Origin of the sequence: Amycolatopsis sp. NPDC047767, assembly GCF_040704195.1 — a bacterium.
Classification (GTDB): Bacteria; Actinomycetota; Actinomycetes; order Mycobacteriales; family Pseudonocardiaceae; genus Amycolatopsis.
In genome coordinates this window covers 12,555-33,550 of sequence record NZ_JBEYSJ010000048.1, presented here as the reverse complement: position 1 = coordinate 33,550, position 20,996 = coordinate 12,555, and the positions used below count along the sequence as shown (strand labels likewise).

The following is a 20,996-nucleotide window of genomic DNA, read 5'->3' as shown; positions in this document are numbered from 1 at the left end:
GACGACGAACATCTCGTCCGGACACGTCAGGCCGACGAGCAGGTCGCCACCGCCGAGGTGCGGGCCAGCTGGGAGTACCGGTCGGGCAGGGCGACGGCGGCCGCCGCCGGCAGGTTCTCCCGGGTGATCGACACCAGCGCGTCCTCGCCTGAACCGCGGACCGCCATCTTCAGCCCACGGGCCAGGGCGCCGTATCCGACGTCGAACAGCGTCTCGAGCGGCCGGCCCATCTGATCGTGCTGATGCCGGGTCACGTGGTGCATCCCGATCTTGCCCTGCGGAGTCCGCGCCACCACCGCGAGCGCGACCGACAGCCGGCCGGGTACGGGCGGCCGGTGCGGCAGCGTGTCGAGCAATCCGGCACGTGGCGACGAGGCGCTCCACAGCACTGGCAGCAGTTCCTCGGAGTTCTCCTGCTCACGCGCTTTGTGCGTTTCTGCCCTCACGGTGCGCCGCGGCGAAGGCGCGCTCCCAGTCATCCGGCGCGGGGCGGGCGAAGCTGTAGGTGCACTCGGCTTTGCGGAAGTTCTTGGCCATGAGCTTCTGGTCGGCCATCGACGGCTGCCATTCGCTGGACACCGCCGAAACCGCGGAGCCGCGCACTTTGTGCTGCTGCCGGACGCTCGCCCAGGCCTGCTCGCCCCGCACCGAAGCTGACGACGACGATCTCGGCCGTCAACACCGCGCTGGCGATCACGTCGTACGCAGTGGAGCCGGAAGAGCCGAAAGACAACCGCTGAGTCGGCCATCCGGCCCGCGGCTTCGGACCGGAAAGCCGATGCTGCCGCGAATGCGCCCGGATTGACTCGGTGGCATGAACGAAATCGGGAAAACCGCGATCTGGTTCGCGGCGATCGCGGCGGCACTGGCGACCGTCACCGCGTGTGCGCCGGACGGGCCGGAGCACGTCAAGAACGTCGCCTACGACACCGGCGCTCTCGGCAAGGCCGACGCCGACGCGCGTCTGCCGGCCTGGGTCCCCGACGACGCGACGGCCGTCACGGAAGCCATCCGCACCACCGGGTCCGAACGGATCCTGCGCTACACGCCGGGCGCCTCGGGCCTGCCCGCGACCTGCGTCAAGGGTCCCGCGTCGGCGACCCCCGCGACCCTGTCGGCCGATTGGTGGCCCGCCGGCCAGGAACGCAGCACCGCCCGCGTCTGCGACACCGACTGGCACGTCGTCGCCGACCAAGGGCTGATCTACGCGTACAAACCGGAGACGCTCGACCAGCGTCGGTGAAAGACGGATCGGGCTGCCGAGGCGTGGTGCCCGGCAGCCCGATCCGTGGAGTCCGAAGTGGTCAGTCCTCCGGCGGGGTCAGCTCGATCACCGTGGCGGTGGCTTCGCCGCGCGGGGTGCGGTAGGTGATCTTGTCGCCGGCCTTGGCGCCGACCAGGGCGAGGCCCAGTGGGCTGTCCGACGTCACCGAGTCGAGGTCCTCGCCGGGGAGGGTGACGACGTTGAGCACTTCCTCGTCACCGTCGGCGAAGCGCAGGGAGACGCGCGTGCCGTCGGGAAGCAGGTTGCTGTTGTAGGCGCCGTGTTCGAGCTTGGCGGCGACGTCGGAGATCTGGCGCTCCAGCCGCGCGGCGGCCTCGGCCCGGTCGATCACGTCGGCCTGGTCGGCCGCGTCCCCCGTGCGTTCCTGCTCGCCGGGCTGCGGCGCGAGCGCCGCCCGTTGCGCGCGCAGGTCGGCTATTTCCTTCTCCAGCTGGCGGCGCGCCGCCTCGCTGAGCCCCTTGTCCCCTGAGATCACCATGCCGGGCATTGTCCGCTGTGCGGACCGGGGTGGCCAATCCGCTTTTTCACCCGAGAGGGCGCGATGGGACGTCTGCCCTAGGATTCGGGGCTGTCGTCCTGAATAACGTAACGAGGATCACCGTGACCGCCGTACCCGGCCGCAGCGCGCAGCTGTCGCCCAACCAGCTGCAGAAGCAGGAGCAGATCGTCGAGGCCGCACGAGTCGTGCTCGCCAGAGACGGGCTCGCCGGCTGCACGGTACGCGCGATCGCCGACGCGGGCCCGCTCACGAAGAGCGCGATCCATTACTACTTCGCCGACATCGACGTGCTCATCGACCGCGCGATGGCCGCCCACATCACGACTTTCGCCACAGACCTGCGTGCTGTCGGGGAGAAGTTCGACGACCCGCGCGAGCGCCTGTTCGAGGTGACCAAGGCGTACCTGGCGGAATTCGCGGAGCGGCCCAACGGCGCGTTCCTGTGGTTCGAGTACTGGATCGCGGCCGGGCGGGCGCAGCACCCGCAGGCCATCGACGCGATGCTGACGTCGATCACCGAGCTGTTCGCGGAACTGCTGGCGCCGCTGGACGTCGACGATCCGCGGGCGCGGGCCCGGGCGTTGCTGAGCTACCTGCTCGGCGCCGTGGTGCAGCAGCGGGTGCGGCCGCGGCCGTTCGAGAGCCTGCGCGGTGACGTCGAGGCGCTCTGCTTCGCGGGTTATCGCTGACGCCACTTAGGGTGCTGGCATGCCTCTGTTCTCCTTCGAGGGCGCCAGCCCGCAGGTCCACCCGGACGCCTGGATCGCCCCCACCGCCACCTTGATCGGCGATGTGACCGTCGAGAAGGACGCTTCGGTCTGGTACGGCGCCGTGATCCGCGCCGACTTCGGGCCGATCATCATCCGCGAGGGCGCGAACGTGCAGGACAACTCCGTGATCCACTGCGGCGGGACACTGACCGAGGTCGGGAAGAACGTGACCGTGGGGCACCAGTGCCTCGTGCACGACTGCACCATCGGCGAGCAGGCGCTGATCGGCAACGGGTCCACCGTGCTCGACGGGTCCATGATCGGTGCGCGGTCGCTGATCGCCGCGGGCTCGACGGTCACGCCCGGCACGGAGGTGCCCGAGGAAGTGATCGCGATGGGCAGCCCGGCCAAGAAGTTCGTGCCGCTCACCGATTCGGCGCGGATGTGGGTTGAGCACAACGCCGGGATCTACCAGGAGCTCGCGCGACGGCACCGGGAGGGCTCCAAGCCGGTCTGACGTGCACTAAACTCCGGCACGCAGCTGCGACTGGCGCCATCAGAGGTGGAGCACCACCGGGAAGCGACGACGAGGCCGGCACCGCGCGCCTGGGTGCCCCGGCCGGTTCAGAACCGGAGACGTGATGACACACCAGCCCTCCCTTTCGACGCTCGCCGCCGCCGACCCGCAGATCGCCGGGCTGGTCGAGGACGAAGCGAAGCGTCAGCACGACAAGATCCGCCTGATCGCGTCGGAGAACTACGTCTCGCGCGCGGTGCTCGAGGCCACCGGCACCGTGCTGACCAACAAGTACTCCGAGGGCTACGCCGGCAAGCGCTACTACGAGGGCCAGCAGTTCATCGACCCCATCGAGAACCTGGCGATCGAGCGCGCGAAGTCCGTGTTCGGCGTGGACCATGCCAACGTGCAGCCGTACTCCGGCTCCCCGGCGAACCTGGCCGCGTACCTGGCCTTCGCACAGCCCGGCGACACCGTGCTCGGCATGGCCCTGCCCGACGGCGGCCACCTCACCCACGGCTGGTCGGTGTCCGCGACGGGCAAGTGGTTCAACGCCGTCCGCTACGGCGTGCGCAAGGAAACCGGCCGCGTCGACTTCGACCAGGTGCGCGACCTGGCCCTGGAGCACCGCCCGAAGCTGATCTTCGCCGGCGGCACGGCCATCCCGCGCACCATCGACTTCCCGCGCTTCGCGGAGATCGCGCGCGAAGTGGACGCCGTGCTGGTGGCCGACATCGCCCACATCGCCGGCCTCATCGCGGGCGGCGCGCACCCGTCGCCGGTGGGCCACGCCCAGGTCATCACGACCACCACGCACAAGACCCTGCGCGGCCCTCGTGGCGCGATGATCCTTTCGGACGCCGCACACGCGAAGGCGATCGACAAGGCCGTGTTCCCCGGCCTGCAGGGCGGCCCCCACAACCACACGACTGCGGCCATCGCGGTCGCGCTGGGTGAGGCTGCGCAGCCGTCCTTCGCCACCTACGCGCAGACGATCGTCGCGAACGCCGGGGCTCTGGCGTCGGCGCTGCTCGACCGCGGCTACGACCTCGTCTCCGGCGGCACGGACAACCACCTGCTGCTGATCGACCTGACGAACAAGAACGTGGCGGGCAAGCCGGCCGCCCAGGCCCTGGACCGCGCCGGGATCGAGCTGAACTACAACACGGTGCCCTTCGACCCGCGCAAGCCGTTCGACCCGTCGGGCATCCGGCTGGGCACCGCGGCCATCACCACGCGGGGGCTGCTGCCGGAGCACCAGGTGCAGGTGGCGGAGTGGATCGACCGGACGGTCGTGGCCGCGGCCGGGTCCTCTCCGGACGCGGAACTGGACCGGATCGCCGCTGAGATCCGGGAGTTCCTGGAGCCGTTCCCGATTCCGGGTTACATCGCCTGAGTCTGCCTTTCGCTGGGCGAATGGTCCCCTCGTGCTTGGTGGTTGGCGCGGGGGGACTGTTCGCGCCGCGGACCTGGCGCGAGGGGACGGTTCGGGCTGAGGTTTGGTGCGAGGCGTCCGTCGGTGCCGTGTTGACGTCGCGAGGGGACTGTTCGCGCGGCGGGTTAGTTGTGAGGGGACCGTTCGAGCTCGAAGGTTTGGTGCGAGGGGTGCATTGGTGCCATGTCGACGCCGCGAGGGGAAATGTTTGTGCGCCGTCGGCGTTGCGAGTGGACCGTTCGCGGAGCGGACGCGGTGCGAGTGGACCGTTCGTACGGTGTCGATGTTGTGAGGGAGCCGTCGTTCCGGCTGGCGCGCGGGTCCAGCTGTGCCGAGTGTGCGGCGGGACCGCTCGTGTCGTCGGCTTGGTGTGAGGGGACCGTTCGCGCCGCGGGCTAGGTGCGAGGGGTCCCCTGGCGCCGTGTCGGTGTTGCGAGGGGACCGTTCGTGCTGTGCCGGCGGCGCAAGGTGAGCGGTCGTGGCGGTGGGTGAGAGGGTCGGTCGGGTTGGCGGTCGTAGCTGTCCAGTCGTGCCGAGCGGGTGGTGTGAGGGGACCACTCGCGCCGCGGACCTGGCGTGAGAGGACGGCTCGTTTCGCGGGTTTGGGCGCGAGTGGACCGTTCGTGCCGTGGTGGTGGTGCGAGGGGACCGTTCGCGTGGCGAACGGGCCCGCCGGCGGCTGGGAGCGGAGCCGTCAGAACGGAGCGAGTCGGCGGCGGGCCGGGCGATGATGAGCCCATTTCGCCTCTTCGCCTGCCGGCCGTGTTCCTGCCGACGGGGCTCGTCGTGCGGTATCGCGCCGTTGATCGGGAGTTGGTCGGGTCTGCGTTGGTGGATACGCCGCGACATCTCGATGAGCTGGCCGCGGACATCGCGCGGCGTGGGATTCTCACCCCGCTCAGGCTGGGGTTCAACGAGGAGTTCGCCATCCTGGACGGCAATCACCGCATCGCCGTGGCGGTGAGGCTGGGGCTCGGCGAGGTGCCCGTCGCGCTGGTGGAGGAGCCGCGGAGTCCCCGGCCGGGTCATGCGCGGCCCATGCGGGAAGCCGACTTCGCCCTGCTCAGAGGGCACCTGTAACTCCCTGCGAGCAGCATCACACCCTACTTGCTTGCCTCATACAAGCTTTCCGGGAACAGTTGCAACCTGAAAGTAGTTGATGGATACAAGCAACTGCTCGACCAGACTTGAGGGAGTACCAAGATGACCGCCACCATCACCGCGGAAGGGGGCACCGGCAAGCTGTCGCACCGGCAGATCCTCACCGTGTTGTCCGGGCTGATGCTCGGCATGTTCCTGGCCGCGCTGGACCAGACCATCGTGTCGTCGGCGATGAAGACGATCGCGGACGAGCTGCACGGCCAGAGCCTGCAGGCGTGGGCCACGACGGCCTACCTGATCACCGCGACGCTCTCGACGCCGCTCTACGGCAAGCTGTCCGACCTGTTCGGGCGCAAACCCATGTACCTCACGGCGATCTCGCTGTTCCTGGCCGGCTCGATGGCCAGCGGGTTCGCGAGCTCGATGTACGAGCTGGCCGCGTTCCGCGCGTTCCAGGGCCTCGGCGCCGGTGGGCTGATGTCGCTCGCGCTGGCGATCATCACGGACATCACGGCGCCGCGGGAGCGGAGCAAGTATCAGGGTTACTTCATGGCCGTGTTCGGGATTTCGAGCGTGGCGGGACCGGTCGTCGGCGGGTTCTTCGCGGGGCTGGACTCCTTCGCGGGCATCACGGGCTGGCGCTGGGTCTTCCTGGTCAACGTCCCGATCGCCCTGGCCGCGCTGGTCGTGGTGAGCAAGGTGCTGAACCTGCCGCACACCCGCGTGCAGCAGCGCGTGGACTTCCTCGGCGCCGGCGCGCTGACGGTGGGGCTGGTGCCGCTGCTGATCGTCGCCGAGCAGGGGCGTGAGTGGGGCTGGGGTTCGCCCGGGTCGCTTGGGATGTACGCGATCGGGCTCGTCGGTGTGGTGCTGTTCGTCCTGCAGGAACGCCGGATGGGCGACGCGGCTCTGCTGCCGCTGCGGCTGTTCCGCCGGCCGGTGTTCCGGGTGGCCACGCTGGTCACGGTGATCCAGGGCGCGGGCATGTTCGGCGCGATGATGTCGCTGCCGCTGTACCTGCAGATCGTGAAGGGCGCGACGCCGACGCAGGCGGGCCTGCAGATGCTGCCGCTCACCCTGGGGATCATGGTCGCGAGCCTCGGCTCCGGTGCGGTGATCTCGCGGACCGGCCGCTACAAGGTCTTCGCCGTGGCCGGCCTCGGGCTGATGGCGGCGGCGCTGTTCGGACTGTCGACGATCGGCGCGGCCACGTCGCTGGGCGTCGTGATGGCGATCGCGTTCGTGATCGGCCTGGGCCTGGGCGCGTCGATGCAGACGCTGCAGCTGGCCGCGACCAACGACGTCGCCCCGCAGGACATCGGCGTCGCGACCTCGTCGGCCACGTTCTTCCGCCAGATCGGCGGCACGGCGGGGACGGCGGTGTTCCTCTCGATCTTGTTCGGCACGGTCGGTGACCGGATCACGGCGGCGGTGCGCTCGGCGATGGCGACCCCGTCGTACGTCGCCGCGCTCGCCCAGCACCCGGAGTTCGCGCAGCAGATGGCCAACGGCGGCGTGGACGTCAACGACACCTCGTTCCTCGCCCACCTCGACCCGGTGCTGGCCCGCCCGATCCTCGACGGGTTCGCCGGCTCGATGAGCACGGTGTTCCTGGTCGGCGGGATCGTGCTGACGGTCGGGTTCGCCCTGGTCTGGCTCCTTAAGGAGAAGCCGCTTTCGGACAAGTCGGCGATGGAGCAGCGTTCGGAGCAGGAAGCGCTCGCGCTGGCGCACTGAAAAAGATCAACGAAAGGGCCGTTCACCCCAACCCGGGGTGAACGGCCCTTTCGCGTGTTTTCGGTCGCTCTCAGTGAGCGGGACCGTCGACCTCTTCCTTGGCCAGCCGGTCCTGCTCACGCTGGTACGACCGCGAAATCTCGGCCTCGGCCTCCGCGCGGCCCACCCACGACGAGCCCTCGACGCTCTTGCCCGGCTCGAGGTCCTTGTAGACCTCGAAGAAGTGCTGGATCTCGAGCTTGTGGAACTCGTTGAGGTGGTGGATGTCGCGCAGGTGCTCCAGGCGCGGGTCGTTGGTCGGGATGGCCAGCACCTTGTCGTCCGGACCCTTTTCGTCGGTCATGCGGAACATGCCGATGGCGCGGCAGCGGATCAGGCAGCCCGGGAACGTCGGCTCCTGCACCAGCACGAGCACGTCGAGCGGGTCGCCGTCCTGGCCGAGCGTGTCGTCGATGAAGCCGTAGTCCGCCGGGTACTGCGTCGCCGTGAACAGGGTCCGGTCCAGCTTGATGCGACCGGTCTTGTGGTCGACCTCGTACTTGTTGCGCTCCCCCTTGGGGATTTCGATCGTGACGTCGAACTCCACGGCCGTCCTCGCTGCTTCTCGAATCTCGGTATCCCACACGTCGTGGGCGGCAACCGTAATCACCTCATTGACGTCACTAGTGTGGACTACGCGCTGCCGCCGGGTCCCATGGATGTCGGCTAGGCAGCATGTGACCTTGGCCCCTTCCGGGCAGGTGAGAAGGAGTGGTGGGTGCCGGACAACGACCAGCCGATGTGGCCCGAGGGTGACGAGGACACGTCGTCGCGCACCGGTGGCGCGACGGCGCGCTTCCCCATCCCCAAGCCCGGCCAGACCGTCACGGACCGGCTCGCCGTGCCGAACGTCACACCGCCCACGGGTTCTTCACCGGGCTCCGGCGAGCGTCCGCCGGGGTCTTGGTTCAAGCCGAACGTGCCTCCTGAACTGATCCCGGGGCTGAACACTCCGGTCGAGAAGCGTCCCGGGCAGCCGGGTCAGCAGGGACAGCCGAGCCAGCCGGGGCAGTCCGCGCAGATGCGACAGCCGGGACAGCCGCGGCAGGACCTCGCCGACCGGCTGGGGCCACGGCCGGGCGAGCAGCCGCGAGCGCCACAGGCCCAGAACCAGCAGACGCCGGGGCAGCAGCAGCAGGGCGAGCGGAGCCAGACCCAGCAGGGGCAGGGCCTGTTCGGTCAGCAGGATCAGGGCAGCCAGCCCCAGCAAGGCCGGCAGCCGCCGCAGGGGCCAGGCCGCCAGCAGCCCGGCAACGCGCCGTGGGGCCAGCAGCAAGGTCAGCCGCAGCAGCAAGGTGCGTCCCAGCAGGGCCGGGAGCAACAGGGTCAGGGCCAGCCGGGACAGGGCCGGCAAAGCCAACAGCAAGGCCTTTGGTCGCAAGGGCTGCCACTGGACCGCTCGGAGGGGCAGCGGTCCGAGGGGGAGAACCAGCCGGGGCAGCAGGATCGCCCGGAAGGTCAACGGTCGCAGTCCCAGCAAGGGCAGCAGGACCGTCCAGACGGCCAATGGCTGCAGGGGCAGAGCCAGCGAGGCCGCCAAGACGGCCATGGGCCGCAGTCCCAGAACCAGTTGGGGCAGCAGCAGGATCGGTCGGAGGGGCAGCGGCCGCAAGAGCGGAACCAGCAGGACCGCTCGGATGGCCTGTGGTCACAGGGTCCGAACCAGTCAGAGCAGGCGCAGGACCGCTCGGAGGGCCTGCGGTCGCAAGGTCCGAACCAGCCAGGGCAGGCGCAGGACAGCGCGGAAGGCCAGAGGCCGCACGGGCAGCAAGGCCGGCAGCAGGACCGCACGGAAGGTCAGAACCAGCCGGGGCAGAACCAGCAGAGTCAGGAGCTGTCCTCGTCGGAGCGGTCGCAGCAGGGGCCGTCCGATCAGTCGACTCAGCAGTTGCGGGTGCCGCCGGCTGTGCCCTGGGTGCCGGTGGAGCGGCCGGCGCGCCCGGGTGAGGGTGAACGGAACCGCGACGAACAGAACCGTGGCGATCAGGGCCGCGGAGAGCAGAACCAGGGCGACCAGAACCAGAGCCAGAACGAAGAGCCGCGTCTGGGCGGGGCGATGTTCCAGGCTGCCGAGCCGTCGAAGGAAGAGGCGGGCGAGGGCGCCGGACCGGCCAACAGCGACAGCGGCACCGAGTACATCGACGTGTCCAAATGGGACGTCTTCCGCAATGAGCAGAAGCGCGAGGAACCCCAGCGCCAGCAACAAGACCGCCAAGAATCCCAGCGCCAGAACACCGAGTCCCCGCGTGAAGAACGCTGGGACGTCTTCCACACCAACCAGAGCGGCAAGGAACCCGAAGGCCCGCGCGAAGCACCCCAGTGGGACAGCCTCCAAAACCCAGGCTCCCGCGGCCTCCCGGAGCCGCCGCGGGGTGCGGTGCCGCCGGCGTCGGGGACGCAGGCGCGCCCGGTGCGGATCGAGCCGTCGGGCGGGCAGTTCCCGGCGGAGGCGACCGTCGGGATCGAGCGTCCCGCCGAAGGGTTCGCCGGCGGCTACGACGACCAGGAAAGCGGCGAGGCGCAGCGGGAGACCCCCGCGGATGAGCCGAAAACCAAGAGGGGCAAGAAGAAGTTCATCGTCCTCGGGCTGGTCGTGGTGCTGGTGCTCGCGGCGGCCGGGGTCGCGTCCGCGATGCCGCAGGTGTCCAACCGGCTCGGCCTTCCGTGGGCGCCGAATGCGCCGAAGGGTGACAGCCCCGACCCCGCGTCCGTGACGCTCGCGTTGCACGGCCCGGAGACGTCGGGCCAGGGCCCGAGCGCGAGCGGCGTCGCCTCGGCGCTGGCCGGGCCTGCCGGTGCGTCGGCGCTTTCGCAGCTCAGCGGCAGCGTGATCGACCCCGCGACCGGCTCCGTCCTGTGGGACCACAGCTCGGCCACGCCGCTGACCCCGGCATCGACCACGAAGATCCTCACGGTGTCGGCCGCGCTGCTGTCGATGGACCCGACGAAGCGCATCGTCACCAAGGTCGTTCAAGGCTCGACGCCCGGCACGGTGATCATCGTCGGCGGTGGCGATCCGTCGCTGACGGCGCTGCCCATCGGCACCGACTCGCCGCTGTACCCCGGTGCGGCTCACGTGGACGACCTCGTCGCCCAGATCAAGAAGGCCGACCCCAGCGTCCAGAAGGTGCAGGTCGACGTCAGCGCCTACTCCGGCCCCACCACCGCCCCGGGCTGGGAGCCCGGCGACGCGCCGTCGACCTACGGCGCGCCGATCGTGCCCGCGATGGCCGACGGCGGCCGCCTCAACCCGTCGGTCGACGAGACGCCGCGGTCGGGCAACCCGGCGACCACGCTCACCCAGCTCGTCGCCGACAAGCTCGGCGCGCAGGCCGCCGGCACCGCCAAAGCGCCCGCCGACGCGAAGGTCGTCGCGCAGGTGCAGTCGGCGCCGTTGCCGGACCTGGCGTACGCGCTGCTGCAGATCTCCGACAACGTCCTCGCCGACGCCCTCGGCCGCCAGGTCGCCATGACCGCGGGCGCCGAGGCGTCGTTCTCCGGCGCGGCCGCGTCCGTGAAAAAGGTGCTGGCCGACCACGGGTTCGACGTCACGGGCCTGCAGCTGTCCGACACGAGCGGCCTGTCCAACCAGAACAAGGTGCCCGCGCGGCTGCTCGCGCAGGTGCTGGCCGAGGCCGCGGCGCCGGACGGCAAGAACCCGGACACCCCGAAGCTGCGCCCGCTGCTCGCGGGCCTGCCCGTGGCCGGCAGCCCCGCCGGCACACTCGCCAGCCGCTACGCCACGCCGAACTCGGCCGCGGGCAAGGGCTGGGTCCGCGCGAAGACGGGCACGCTCACCGGCGTCAACACCCTCGCCGGCTACGTGCTCGACAGCGACAACCGCGTGCTCGCGTTCGCGTTCATGTCCAACGGCTCGGAGAAGAACCCGGGCCAGGCCGCGCTCGACGTGCTGGCCACCACCCTGCGGAAGTGTGGCTGCAACTAGGCGAATCGGTTGCGGATTCAGTCGGGCAAAGTGCCCTCGTGCAGGTAGCGTCGGACAGGTGAGCCAGGAAACCGAGACCCGACGGCGGCCGATGGTCGACTGGGACCTCGCGGCGTCCACCGGAGCGCGGTTGGTGCGCGGTGGTCCGCAGGTGCCGAAGGAAGAGGCCGCGCGCGCGGTCACCGACCTGCGTGACCTCACGGCCGAGGCCGAGGGCCACGTGCGGGAGCTGACGGGCCTGGGCAGGGACCTGCCGCTGCTGCCGGGCACGGTCGTCGACCGGCCGGGCTGGGTGCGCTCCGCCGCGTCGGGGCTCGAAGCGCTCACGGGCCGCGCGCTGCCCGAAGCGCAGGGCGGCCCGCTCGGCCCGATCCTGGCGTCGGGCGCGGGCGTGCAGACGGGGCTGGTGCTGTCCTTCCTCGCTTCGCGCGTGCTCGGCCAGTACGACCCCTTCGGCGGCCCCGAACGCGAAGGGCAGCTGCTGCTCGTCGCGCCCAACGTGGTCGCCGCGGAGCGCGCGATGAAGGTGCACGCGCACGACTTCCGGCTGTGGGTCTGCCTGCACGAGTGCACGCACCGCCTGCAGTTCACGGCCGTGCGGTGGCTGCGCGACTACTTCGCCGACGAGGTCGAACGCCTCGTCACCGGCATCGCCGGCCACTCCGCCGACGGACTGTCCGATCTCGTGGGCCGCCTGCCCGAGGCGCTGAAGCAACGCGGCAAGGGCATCGGCATCGCCGAACTGCTGCAGTCGCCGTCCGAACGCGCGATCTTCGACCGGCTGCTGGCCCTGTCGACGCTGCTCGAAGGCCACGCCGACTACGTGATGGACGCCGTCGGCCCGCAGGTCGTGCCCACCGTCGACGTGATCCGCTCGCGCTTCAGCGCGCGGCGTCAGGGCGGCGGTGTCTTCGACCGCATGCTGCGCGCGTTGCTCGGGCTCGACGCGAAGATCCGCCAGTACGAAGAAGGCGCGAAGTTCACGAAGCACGTGGTGGACGCCGTCGGCATGGAGGGGTTCAACGCGGTCTGGCGGTCGCCGAACACGCTGCCGACCCGGGCCGAGATCAGCGATCCCGCGGCCTGGGTGCGGCGCCTGCACGGGTGAGCGCGCTCGCGGCGGTCCGCCGGGCCGTGCGGGAGTTCCTGACGACGCACACGCCGCCGCCGGAGGTGTGCGTCGCCGTGTCCGGCGGGGCGGATTCCCTTGCCCTGGCGGAAGCCACGGCATACGTCGCGCGCCACCTGAAGCTGCGTACGCGAGCGCTGATCGTCGATCACGGGCTTCAGGACGGCTCCGCCGAAGTCGCCGCGCGAGCCGCTGTGGCCGTGAAGGAGCTCGGAGTGGATGCGACGGAGATCCTCACCGTCGACGTCACCGGCAAGGGCGGCCCCGAAGCCGCCGCGCGCACCGCGAGGTACCGCGCGCTGCGCGAAGCAATGCCCGACGGCGAAGGAGGACTCGTGCTCCTCGGCCACACCCTCGACGACCAAGCCGAAACGGTGCTGCTCGGCCTCGGCCGCGGCTCCGGACCGCGGTCGCTGGCCGGCATGCGCCCGCTCGACCCGCCGTGGGGCCGGCCGCTGCTCGGCGTCACGCGGGAGCAGACCCGCGGCGCCTGCGCCGAGCTCGGCGTCGAACCGTGGCAGGACCCGCACAACGCCGATCCGCGCTTCACCCGCGTCCGCCTCCGCACGGAAGTGCTGCCGCTGCTGGAAGACGTGCTCGCCGGTGGCGTTGCGGCCGCGTTGGCCCGAACGGCCGCACAGCTGCGTGACGACACCGAGGCGTTGGACACAGTCGCGGACAGGATTCTCACCCGCGCGGGCGGGCCCGAAGGGCTGGCCGTGACAGTGCTCGAAGCCGAACCCGCGGCACTGCGGAGACGGGTTCTCCGCAGGTGGCTGCTGGGCTCGGGCGTGCGCGAACTCACCGACGCGCACCTGCGCTCGGTCGACGCGCTCGTGGCGCGCTGGCGCGGGCAGGGCGGCGTCTGGCTGCCGGGCAACTTGGAGGCGCGCCGGTGCCGTGGCAGGCTCTCGCTGTCCGGACCCGAACCCACCACCCGAGGGGAATGACCGTGTACGAGGGCGAGATCGCCTCCGTGCTCATCACCGAGCAGCAGATCAAGGACAAGATCGCGGAGCTGGCGGCCAAGATCGCCGCGGACTACCCCGAAAACGGCCAGGGTGACCTTCTCCTGGTGGGCGTGCTCAAGGGTGCCGTGATGTTCATGACCGACTTCGCCCGCGCTCTGCCGGTGCCGACGCAGCTGGAGTTCATGGCCGTGTCGTCGTACGGCTCCTCGACCTCGTCGTCGGGTGTGGTGCGCATCCTCAAGGACCTCGACCGGGACATCGCGGGCCGCGACGTGCTGATCGTCGAGGACATCGTCGACTCCGGCCTCACGCTTTCGTGGCTGCTGAAGAACCTCGCGAGCCGCAACCCCGCGTCGCTCGAGGTCGTCTCGCTGCTGCGCAAGCCGGAGGCCGTGAAGGTCGACGTGCCGGTGAAGTACATCGGCTTCGACATCCCCAACGAGTTCGTGGTCGGGTACGGCCTCGACTACGCCGAGCGCTACCGCGACCTGCCCTACATCGGCACACTGGACCCGCACGTCTACACGTCCTGAAGCCGGGGCTGAACCTCGCGGGGCCTTCGAACGTGTCAAAGGTGGTAACGCGCAGGCGGTGTTGCGGCGATCACACACAGCGGGGAACCTGGGGTTCGCCGATCGCGTCATAGGTGCCGACCTGGTGCGTTAACCTATGCGAAGACCTACTGCCAAGCGAGCGGGGAGCTCGCGCGGGGGAACGGAGAGAGGGCAATGGGCAACAGCAGCTTGGCCGATGCCAACGCGTTCAAGAGCGCCGCTGTCAACGGCCAGGTCGGCATCGACCCGGACGCCGCGCAGACCGCGCTCAACAAGATCCGCACGGGCAAGGACGCGGTCGAAGCCCTGCTCAACAGCGCGGGTTCGCTGGCGCAGCCGCCGAAGCTCGGCGCGAATCCCGTCGGCCAGGCGATGGCCGAGAAGTTCGTCCAGCGCGCCGACGGCGGTGGCGACTCCTACTCCGCGGCCCTGCAGAACCTGCTGAGCCAGTACGAGGCGGCCGAGCAAGGCATCCTCACCGCGATGGCGCGCTACCACGAGTTCGATCAGTCCGCGGCCGACCCGTTCCGCAAGGCCTGACGAGGGGGATCACGAAGTCATGGCTGGAAACCACGACAGCAGCAGCTACGGCCAGCAGCCGCCGGCGCAGAACGCGCCCGCGAGCGGGTCTGCGGTTCCGCTCGGCGACAACTCGGTCTCGCAGAACATCGTCGACTCCGCGCGCGATCGCGCCGGCGGGTTCGAGATGGGCGGCGACCGGGCGATCGCCAACCCGCCCAACTGGAACGCGCAGGAGAGCCACCAGCTCTACAACGGCGCGATCACCGACAACGACCCGGGCACGGCCGAGGCCACCGGGCAGCAGTGGACCAAGCACGGCACCGAGCTGAAGACCGCGTCGGACGACCTGTTCAACGCCGTCGCCGAGCTCGGCAACGCGTGGGTCGGCGAAGGTGCCGCGGGTGCGCAGGGCGCGCTCGTGTCCATCGCCAACTCGGGCACGCAGGCCTCCGACGCCGCGCACACGATGGCCGACCGCCTCGCGAAGCAGGCCGCGGCCGCCGCCGAGGTCAAGAAGATGCCGGCGCCGCTCGACTACGACCCGAAGCAGGCCATGTCCGCGGCGCTGGCCGGCGGTCCCGCCGCGCTCGCCGCCGACCAGAAGGCCCAGGCCGACGCCGCCAACGACGTCAAGGCCCAGCAGGTCGCCTTCTTCAACGCCTACACGCAGTCGATGAAAGAGGTCGACAACACGACCCCGAGCTTCGGCCCCGACTCGCTCGGCATGAAGCCCACGCCCACGCACTTCAACGGCAACGACTTCGGCAACGTCGGCGCGGTCTCGGCGCCGGTCGGCGCCGGTGCTCTCGCCGCCGGCAGCTACGGCGTCGGCGGCGGTGGCACGGGCTACTCGGGCTACTCGGGCCACTCCGGCAGCAGCGTGGCCGCGGGGACGTCCGGTGCGGGCGGCCCGCTGGTCACCGGCAACTCGGGTACCTACGGCACGTCGGGCTTCGACGGCGGCATGGCCGCTTCGGCAGGCGCGGGTGCCGCGCCCGCCCCGGCACCGGCTCCGGCCGCGCCGGCCGTGTCCGCCGGTGGCGGCGGCGGTGGTGGTGCCGCTTCGGCGCTCGGCCTGAGCGCGCTGGGCGGCGGTGCCGGCTTCGCGAGCGCCAAGCTCGGCCAGGGCTCGCGCAGTGGCGCGCGTAAGAACGAGGAGAGCACGTCGGCGGCCGCCGAGCACCAGAGTGCCCAGGGCGCCGCGCCCGCGCAGCAGCAGGGCGTGGTCTCGGCCGGCGGCACGATCGGTGGCCAGACCCCGCCGGGCATGAACCCGATGGGCGGCGGCATGGGTGGTGGCATGGGCGCCCACGGCGGCCAGGGCCAGGAGGACCAGGAGCACACCCACGCGTCCTTCCTCATCGAGCCGGACCCGGACGACGCCTTCGGTGCCAACGAGGCCACGCCTCCGCCGGTGATCGGTGCCTGGTCGGACGACGACGACAACTGACGGACTTCCCGCGGGCGCGCGGCCTTCCCGGCCGCGCGCCCGCGTCTGTCTCTGATCGTCTGTCTCGGACACGGCGCAGCACCACCGACAATTTCTTGAACACAACGTCCTGAACACAAGGTGTGACACGGGGTTTGGGGGTTTGGTCGATGCCGAACGCGGAACTGCTCACCCCGCTCGAGGTGGACTTCCTGTGGGAGTCGGCCGCGCTGGGTGAGCTGCCCTACCCGCTGCGGATCCGTTCGCACGGCGCCACCGTCGACGAGCGCGACGCACTGCGCGCCCGCACGCTCGGCGGCCTGGTCCAGCGGGGTCTCGCCGACGGCCGCGGCCGGCCCGCGCCGCACGTCGAGGAGTACTTCGGCATCCTCGCCGCGCCCGACACGAGCCTCGACACGGTGCAGCTGCTCGATCCCAGCGCCGAACCGCTGCTGGCCGTGGCCGGCGTCGTCGGCGAGCAGGGCCTGTTCGCCGTGCAGGACCAGCGCGGCCTGCACCTGCAGCCGTGCCCGGCCGACGGCTTGGCCACCGCCATCGTCTCGCTCCTGCCGGGCGCGCCGCGCGGCACGGAGAAGTCGATCACGGTGCCGCTGGAGCAGCTCGTGGGCAGCTCTGGCGTCGACTTCATGCAGCGGCGCGGCAACCAGGTCGACGCCTCGGGCCGCGCGAGCGTGGACGAGGACCGCAAGGCACTCGCCCGCCTGCACGCCCAGCCGCGGCTGCGCGGCGGGCAGATCGGTGCCAACGCGCGCAATCGCCTCGGCGGGCGCAGCCGGTCGCCGGTGCTCAGCTGGTTCGACACGGAGACCGGCCGCTACTTCACGCAGGCCACCCGCGGTCGCGACGGGCGCGACTGGATCACCATCGCGCCGGCCGACGCCGCGACCCTGCGGCACCGTCTCGGCGAGATGATGGCCGGCGCGGCGGGGCAGGAGAGCGCGGCAGCGTTCTGAGGAGCTGCTGGTAGTTCAGCACTTCAGGCCGTTTCTGCCCGGGGTTCGCTCGCGCTACGCTGAGCAAGAGATCGATCCTGGAGGGTGAGCACCACCGCATGCACCAAGAGTTCTTCTCGCCGTTGGCGTTCGACTTCCTCTGGGAGTCCGCGGGTCTCGGCGAGCTGCCCTACCCGCTGCGCGTGCGCTCGCACGGTGCCACGGAAGACGAGCGCGTATCGCTGCGGCACCGGGTCGACGTCGAGCTCAAGGCGCGGGGCGTCCGCGACGCGCGCGGCCGGCTCGAACCGCCCGTGGACGAGTGGCTCAACCTGCTCGCCCGCGCGCCGATCTCGCTCGACGCGCTGCACATCCCCGAGTTCCAGGCCCACCCCGTCGCGCTGCTCGCGGCCGGCGACGGGCGGGCCGCCGGCGTCGTCGCCATCCAGGACGCCGACGGAATCTGGCTTCGGGAGACCCCGGCCGACGGCCTGGTCTCCACGATCGTCGACCTGCTGCCCGGCGGCCGCCGCGGCAGCGAGGCGTCCGTCACACTCCCGTTGGACGAGGCGTTGCACACACGCCCGATCCGCGTGCCTGTCGCCGCGGGCGGCCTCGGCGGGGCGGAGGAGAAGGGGCGACGGGCCAAGCGCCAGTCGCTGAGCGAGCGCGCGACGGTCGACCCGCGCGAGACGTACGCGCTGATCTCCGGCCAGCCGCGGCTTCGCGGTGGTCAGCTGGCCGCGAACAGCCGTACCCAGCTCGGAGCCCGGCAGCGGTCCCGCGTGCTGGGCTGGTTCGACACCGCCACGGGCCGTTATCTGAGCCTGTCGCGGGCGGGATCCGATGGCCGCGAATGGGTGACAGTGGCGCCCGCTGACCCGATGACGCTACGGACGCGACTCGGTGAGATGGTGGCTTCAGTGGCCGCCGACACACGCTAGGGTGACGCGAACCGGCACGATCCGGGAACCCTCATGCCGTATTGCCCGTTGACCTGCGTGAGGCTCACAAGGGTCGATCGTCCGGACGGGCGGTACCCTGGTGGGACTGGCCCGGGCACCACGGGTTGTCAACATCGTGATGGCGGGTATCACAGGAGCCGCCCAACCAGGGAGGGTCGAGGCCGCAAGGGCCGAGTCGTATGAACCGGAAGAGCGTGCTCAGGAACCCACTGCTGTGGATCGTCGCAGGGTTGCTGGCGTTGTTCGCCTACAACACGATCTTCGACAGCGATCGTGGCTACACCCAGGCTCCGATCTCCGTGGCAAACGCGCAGATCGACGCGGGTCACGTCAAGGAAGCCAGCATCGAGGACAAGGAACAGCAGGTCAAGCTGTCCTTGACCCAGAAGATCGACGTCAACGGCACCCAGACCGACCAGATCGTCGCGCAGTACCCCGCGAACGCGGCCGTGAACATCTACAACGACCTCGTCTCCGCGAAGGTCAACGGGCAGCCGGTCAAGTTCGACACCAAGGTCACGCAACAGAGCATCCTGACGCAGATCCTCATCTTCGCCATCCCGCTGGCCCTTGTCCTGGGCCTGCTCATGTGGATGATGAACAACGCGCAGGGCGGCGGCAACCGCGTCCTCAACTTCGGCAAGTCCAAGGCCAAGCAGCTGAACAAGGACATGCCGAAGACGACGTTCGGTGACGTGGCGGGCGCGGACGAAGCCGTCGAAGAGCTGTACGAGATCAAGGACTTCCTGCAGAATCCGGCGCGCTACCAGGCACTCGGGGCGAAGATCCCGAAGGGCGTGCTGCTCTACGGGCCGCCCGGTACCGGTAAGACGCTGCTCGCGCGAGCCGTCGCCGGTGAGGCGGGCGTGCCGTTCTACACGATCTCCGGTTCCGACTTCGTCGAGATGTTCGTCGGTGTGGGTGCGTCCCGCGTCCGCGACCTGTTCGAGCAGGCCAAGCAGAACGCGCCGTGCATCATCTTCGTCGACGAGATCGACGCGGTGGGCCGCCAGCGTGGTGCCGGCCTCGGCGGCGGGCACGACGAGCGCGAGCAGACGCTGAACCAGCTCCTCGTGGAGATGGACGGCTTCGACGCCCGCGGCGGCATCATCCTGATCGCGGCCACCAACCGGCCGGACATCCTCGACCCGGCGCTGCTGCGCCCGGGCCGGTTCGACCGCCAGATCCCCGTGTCGGCGCCGGACCTGCGCGGCCGCAAGGCGATCCTCGAGGTGCACTCGAAGGGCAAGCCGATCGCGCAGGGCGTGGACCTCACGAGCCTGGCCAAGCGCACCGTCGGCATGTCGGGTGCGGACCTGGCCAACGTGCTCAACGAGGCCGCGCTGCTCACCGCCCGCCAGAACGGGCACGTGATCACCGACGTGGCGCTCGAAGAGTCGGTCGACCGCGTGGTCGGCGGGCCGGCGCGCAAGAGCCGCATCATCTCCGAGAAGGAGAAGAAGATCACGGCCTACCACGAGGGTGGGCACGCGCTCGCCGCGTGGGCGATGCCGGACATCGAGCCCGTGTACAAGCTCACGATCCTCCCGCGCGGACGCACCGGCGGCCACGCCCTGCTCGTGCCGGAGGACGACAAGCAGCTGATGACCCGGTCGGAGATGATCGGCCGCCTGGTCTTCGCGATGGGTGGCCGCACGGCGGAGGAGCTCGTGTTCCACGAGCCCACCACCGGTGCCTCCTCCGACATCGAGCAGGCCACGAAGATCGCCCGCTCCATGGTCACCGAGTACGGCATGAGCGCGCGGCTCGGCGCCGTGAAGTACGGCCAGGAGCAGGGCGACCCGTTCCTGGGCCGCTCCGCGGGCCGGCAGGCCGACTACTCGCTCGAGGTGGCGCACGAGATCGACGAGGAGGTGCGCAAGCTCATCGAGACGGCGCACACCGAGGCGTGGCACGTGCTCAACACCTACCGCGACGTGCTCGACAACCTGGTGCTGGAGCTGCTCGAGAAGGAGACGCTGCAGCGCAAGGATCTCGAGCGGATCTTCGCGACCGTCGAGAAGCGCCCGCACATCACCGTCTTCAACGAGTTCGGTGAGCGCACCCCGTCGGACAAGCCGCCCATCAAGACCCCGGGCGAGCTGGCGATGGAGCGCGGCGAGCCGTGGCCGCCGCCGGAGAAGGAGAAGCCGGTCCTGCAGCCGGCGCCGACGCCCGTCGGCACCGCCGCGGGTGCGGGTGACCTCCCCGGTGGTCCGCCGTACGCGCCGCCGACGCCGCCCGACCCGAACGCCAACCCGTACGCTCCGCCGCCCAACGGCGGCCGTCCGAACGGTGGGCCGAACGGCACTGGTCGCTGGCCCCAGTCGTATGGTGGTCAGCAGCCGGGCGGTCCGGCAGGCGGCTACAACCCAGGTGGCCCGAGCGGTGCGCAGAGCGGTCCGCCCAACTACGGGGCGCCTCCGGGCTGGACCCCGGCGACGTCCCCGGGCAGCCAGCCGTGGCGCCCCGCCGAAGACCGTCCGCGTGAGCAGGGCTGGTTCGCCGACGGCGCGAACGGCCAGCAGCCGGACGAGGGGCAGCAACGGCGTGACGTGGACGGACCAGACAAGCACTAGCGACGACGGCCTCCGCCCGGTCCCGGTCTTCGACCAGGACCGGGCGGAGCGCGCTGTCCGGGAACTTCTGCTGGCCTGCGGCGAGAACCCCGACCGCGACGGCCTGCGCGACACGCCGGCCCGCGTGGCCCGCGCCTACCGCGAGATGTTCGGCGGCCTCTACACCGACCCGGACGAGGTGCTCGCGAAGACGTTCGACGAGTCGCACGAGGAGCTCGTGCTCGTCACGGACATCCCGATGTATTCGAACTGCGAGCACCACCTCCTCCCGTTCCACGGCGTCGCCCACGTCGGGTACATCCCCAACGCCAACGGCAAGGTCACCGGGCTGTCCAAGCTCGCCCGGCTCGTCGACCTCTACGCGAAGCGGCCGCAGGTGCAGGAACGGCTGACGTCGCAGGTCGCCGACGCGCTGGACCGCAGGCTGGAGCCGCGCGGCGTGATCGTGGTGATGGAGGCCGAGCACCTCTGCATGTCGATGCGCGGGATCCGCAAGCCCGGTTCGCTGACGGTCACGTCGGCGGTGCGGGGGCTGATGCGGACTTCGGCGACTTCGCGCGCGGAGGCGATCGAGCTGATCAAGGGCCGGCGCCCGTGATCCCGGGCCTGCCCCGGCCCGGGCGGT

The 20,996-nt window shown here is 70.6% G+C and carries 21 protein-coding genes; 16 read left to right on the top strand and 5 right to left on the bottom strand.

The window, feature by feature from the left end; all coding sequences use genetic code 11:
- Window positions 1–26: 26 nt before the first annotated feature.
- On the bottom strand, window positions 27–446 hold the full coding sequence (locus tag AB0878_RS45250; protein WP_366588783.1) for a hypothetical protein: 420 nt from the start codon (window positions 444–446) through the stop codon (window positions 27–29).
- A complete protein-coding gene (locus AB0878_RS45245; RefSeq protein ID WP_366588781.1) occupies window positions 418–648 on the bottom strand; it encodes a hypothetical protein in 231 nt (76 codons plus the stop codon). The genes AB0878_RS45250 and AB0878_RS45245 overlap by 29 nt, the downstream gene beginning before the upstream one ends.
- Before the next feature lie 166 nt (window positions 649–814).
- Here AB0878_RS45245 and AB0878_RS45240 point away from each other — a divergent pair, with 166 nt between their 5' ends.
- Window positions 815–1,243: a hypothetical protein gene (locus AB0878_RS45240; RefSeq protein ID WP_366588778.1), complete on the top strand. Its 429-nt coding sequence runs from the start codon at window positions 815–817 to the stop codon at window positions 1,241–1,243.
- A 61-nt stretch (window positions 1,244–1,304) separates the two neighbouring features.
- Here the strand turns inward: AB0878_RS45240 and AB0878_RS45235 are convergent, their stop codons facing one another.
- On the bottom strand, window positions 1,305–1,763 hold the full coding sequence (locus AB0878_RS45235) for a GreA/GreB family elongation factor (protein ID WP_366588776.1): 459 nt from the start codon (window positions 1,761–1,763) through the stop codon (window positions 1,305–1,307).
- A 122-nt stretch (window positions 1,764–1,885) separates the two neighbouring features.
- Here AB0878_RS45235 and AB0878_RS45230 point away from each other — a divergent pair, with 122 nt between their 5' ends.
- From AB0878_RS45230 to AB0878_RS45210, 5 genes are all read left to right on the top strand, one after another.
- Window positions 1,886–2,473, top strand: a complete 588-nt coding sequence (locus AB0878_RS45230; protein WP_285971906.1) for a TetR family transcriptional regulator — start codon at window positions 1,886–1,888, stop codon at window positions 2,471–2,473.
- Window positions 2,474–2,492: 19 nt separating this feature from the next.
- Window positions 2,493–3,011: a gamma carbonic anhydrase family protein gene (locus AB0878_RS45225; protein ID WP_366588773.1), complete on the top strand. Its 519-nt coding sequence runs from the start codon at window positions 2,493–2,495 to the stop codon at window positions 3,009–3,011.
- A 124-nt stretch (window positions 3,012–3,135) separates the two neighbouring features.
- Window positions 3,136–4,407 carry a serine hydroxymethyltransferase gene (gene glyA / locus AB0878_RS45220; RefSeq protein WP_366588771.1) on the top strand — a complete coding sequence of 424 codons (1,272 nt, stop codon included), beginning with the start codon at window positions 3,136–3,138 and terminating at the stop codon, window positions 4,405–4,407.
- A gap of 801 nt (window positions 4,408–5,208) precedes the next feature.
- Window positions 5,209–5,526, top strand: coding sequence for a ParB N-terminal domain-containing protein (locus tag AB0878_RS45215; RefSeq protein WP_366588769.1), 318 nt, complete (start codon window positions 5,209–5,211; stop codon window positions 5,524–5,526).
- Between the two features lie 123 nt (window positions 5,527–5,649).
- Entirely contained in the window at window positions 5,650–7,284 is a 1,635-nt protein-coding gene (locus AB0878_RS45210; protein WP_366588767.1) for an MDR family MFS transporter, read from the top strand.
- A gap of 70 nt (window positions 7,285–7,354) precedes the next feature.
- On the opposite strand, the gene AB0878_RS45205 is transcribed toward AB0878_RS45210, so the two are convergent.
- Entirely contained in the window at window positions 7,355–7,870 is a 516-nt protein-coding gene (locus tag AB0878_RS45205; protein WP_326566764.1) for an inorganic diphosphatase, read from the bottom strand.
- Between the two features lie 324 nt (window positions 7,871–8,194).
- A complete protein-coding gene (locus AB0878_RS45200) occupies window positions 8,195–8,872 on the bottom strand; it encodes a hypothetical protein (protein ID WP_366588765.1) in 678 nt (225 codons plus the stop codon).
- Window positions 8,873–9,229: 357 nt separating this feature from the next.
- Here AB0878_RS45200 and dacB point away from each other — a divergent pair, with 357 nt between their 5' ends.
- The 10 genes from dacB to folE all read left to right on the top strand — a co-directional run bounded on the left by dacB (window position 9,230) and on the right by folE (window position 20,969).
- Window positions 9,230–11,269 carry a D-alanyl-D-alanine carboxypeptidase/D-alanyl-D-alanine-endopeptidase gene (dacB, locus tag AB0878_RS45195; RefSeq protein WP_366588763.1) on the top strand — a complete coding sequence of 680 codons (2,040 nt, stop codon included), beginning with the start codon at window positions 9,230–9,232 and terminating at the stop codon, window positions 11,267–11,269.
- Window positions 11,270–11,360: 91 nt separating this feature from the next.
- Window positions 11,361–12,377 carry a zinc-dependent metalloprotease gene (locus tag AB0878_RS45190; protein WP_366588839.1) on the top strand — a complete coding sequence of 339 codons (1,017 nt, stop codon included), beginning with the start codon at window positions 11,361–11,363 and terminating at the stop codon, window positions 12,375–12,377.
- Complete coding sequence (tilS, locus tag AB0878_RS45185; RefSeq protein WP_366588761.1) at window positions 12,374–13,348, top strand: tRNA lysidine(34) synthetase TilS; 975 nt, start codon at window positions 12,374–12,376, stop codon at window positions 13,346–13,348. Before AB0878_RS45190 ends, tilS begins: the two co-directional genes overlap by 4 nt.
- Window positions 13,349–13,350: 2 nt before the next feature.
- Window positions 13,351–13,902: a hypoxanthine phosphoribosyltransferase gene (gene hpt, locus AB0878_RS45180; RefSeq protein ID WP_220247209.1), complete on the top strand. Its 552-nt coding sequence runs from the start codon at window positions 13,351–13,353 to the stop codon at window positions 13,900–13,902.
- 195 nt (window positions 13,903–14,097) lie between these two features.
- Window positions 14,098–14,463 carry a hypothetical protein gene (locus tag AB0878_RS45175; RefSeq protein ID WP_285971916.1) on the top strand — a complete coding sequence of 122 codons (366 nt, stop codon included), beginning with the start codon at window positions 14,098–14,100 and terminating at the stop codon, window positions 14,461–14,463.
- Window positions 14,464–14,482: 19 nt separating this feature from the next.
- Window positions 14,483–15,895 (top strand): hypothetical protein, encoded by a 1,413-nt coding sequence (locus AB0878_RS45170; RefSeq protein ID WP_366588759.1) that lies wholly within the window; start codon window positions 14,483–14,485, stop codon window positions 15,893–15,895.
- 149 nt (window positions 15,896–16,044) lie between these two features.
- Window positions 16,045–16,848, top strand: a complete 804-nt coding sequence (locus AB0878_RS45165; RefSeq protein ID WP_366588757.1) for an ESX secretion-associated protein EspG — start codon at window positions 16,045–16,047, stop codon at window positions 16,846–16,848.
- 98 nt (window positions 16,849–16,946) lie between these two features.
- Complete coding sequence (locus AB0878_RS45160) at window positions 16,947–17,771, top strand: ESX secretion-associated protein EspG (protein ID WP_366588755.1); 825 nt, start codon at window positions 16,947–16,949, stop codon at window positions 17,769–17,771.
- Window positions 17,772–17,971: 200 nt separating this feature from the next.
- Window positions 17,972–20,371, top strand: coding sequence for an ATP-dependent zinc metalloprotease FtsH (gene ftsH / locus AB0878_RS45155; protein WP_366588753.1), 2,400 nt, complete (start codon window positions 17,972–17,974; stop codon window positions 20,369–20,371).
- Window positions 20,343–20,969: a GTP cyclohydrolase I FolE gene (gene folE / locus AB0878_RS45150; RefSeq protein ID WP_366588751.1), complete on the top strand. Its 627-nt coding sequence runs from the start codon at window positions 20,343–20,345 to the stop codon at window positions 20,967–20,969. Before ftsH ends, folE begins: the two co-directional genes overlap by 29 nt.
- The last annotated feature ends 27 nt before the right edge of the window (window positions 20,970–20,996 follow it).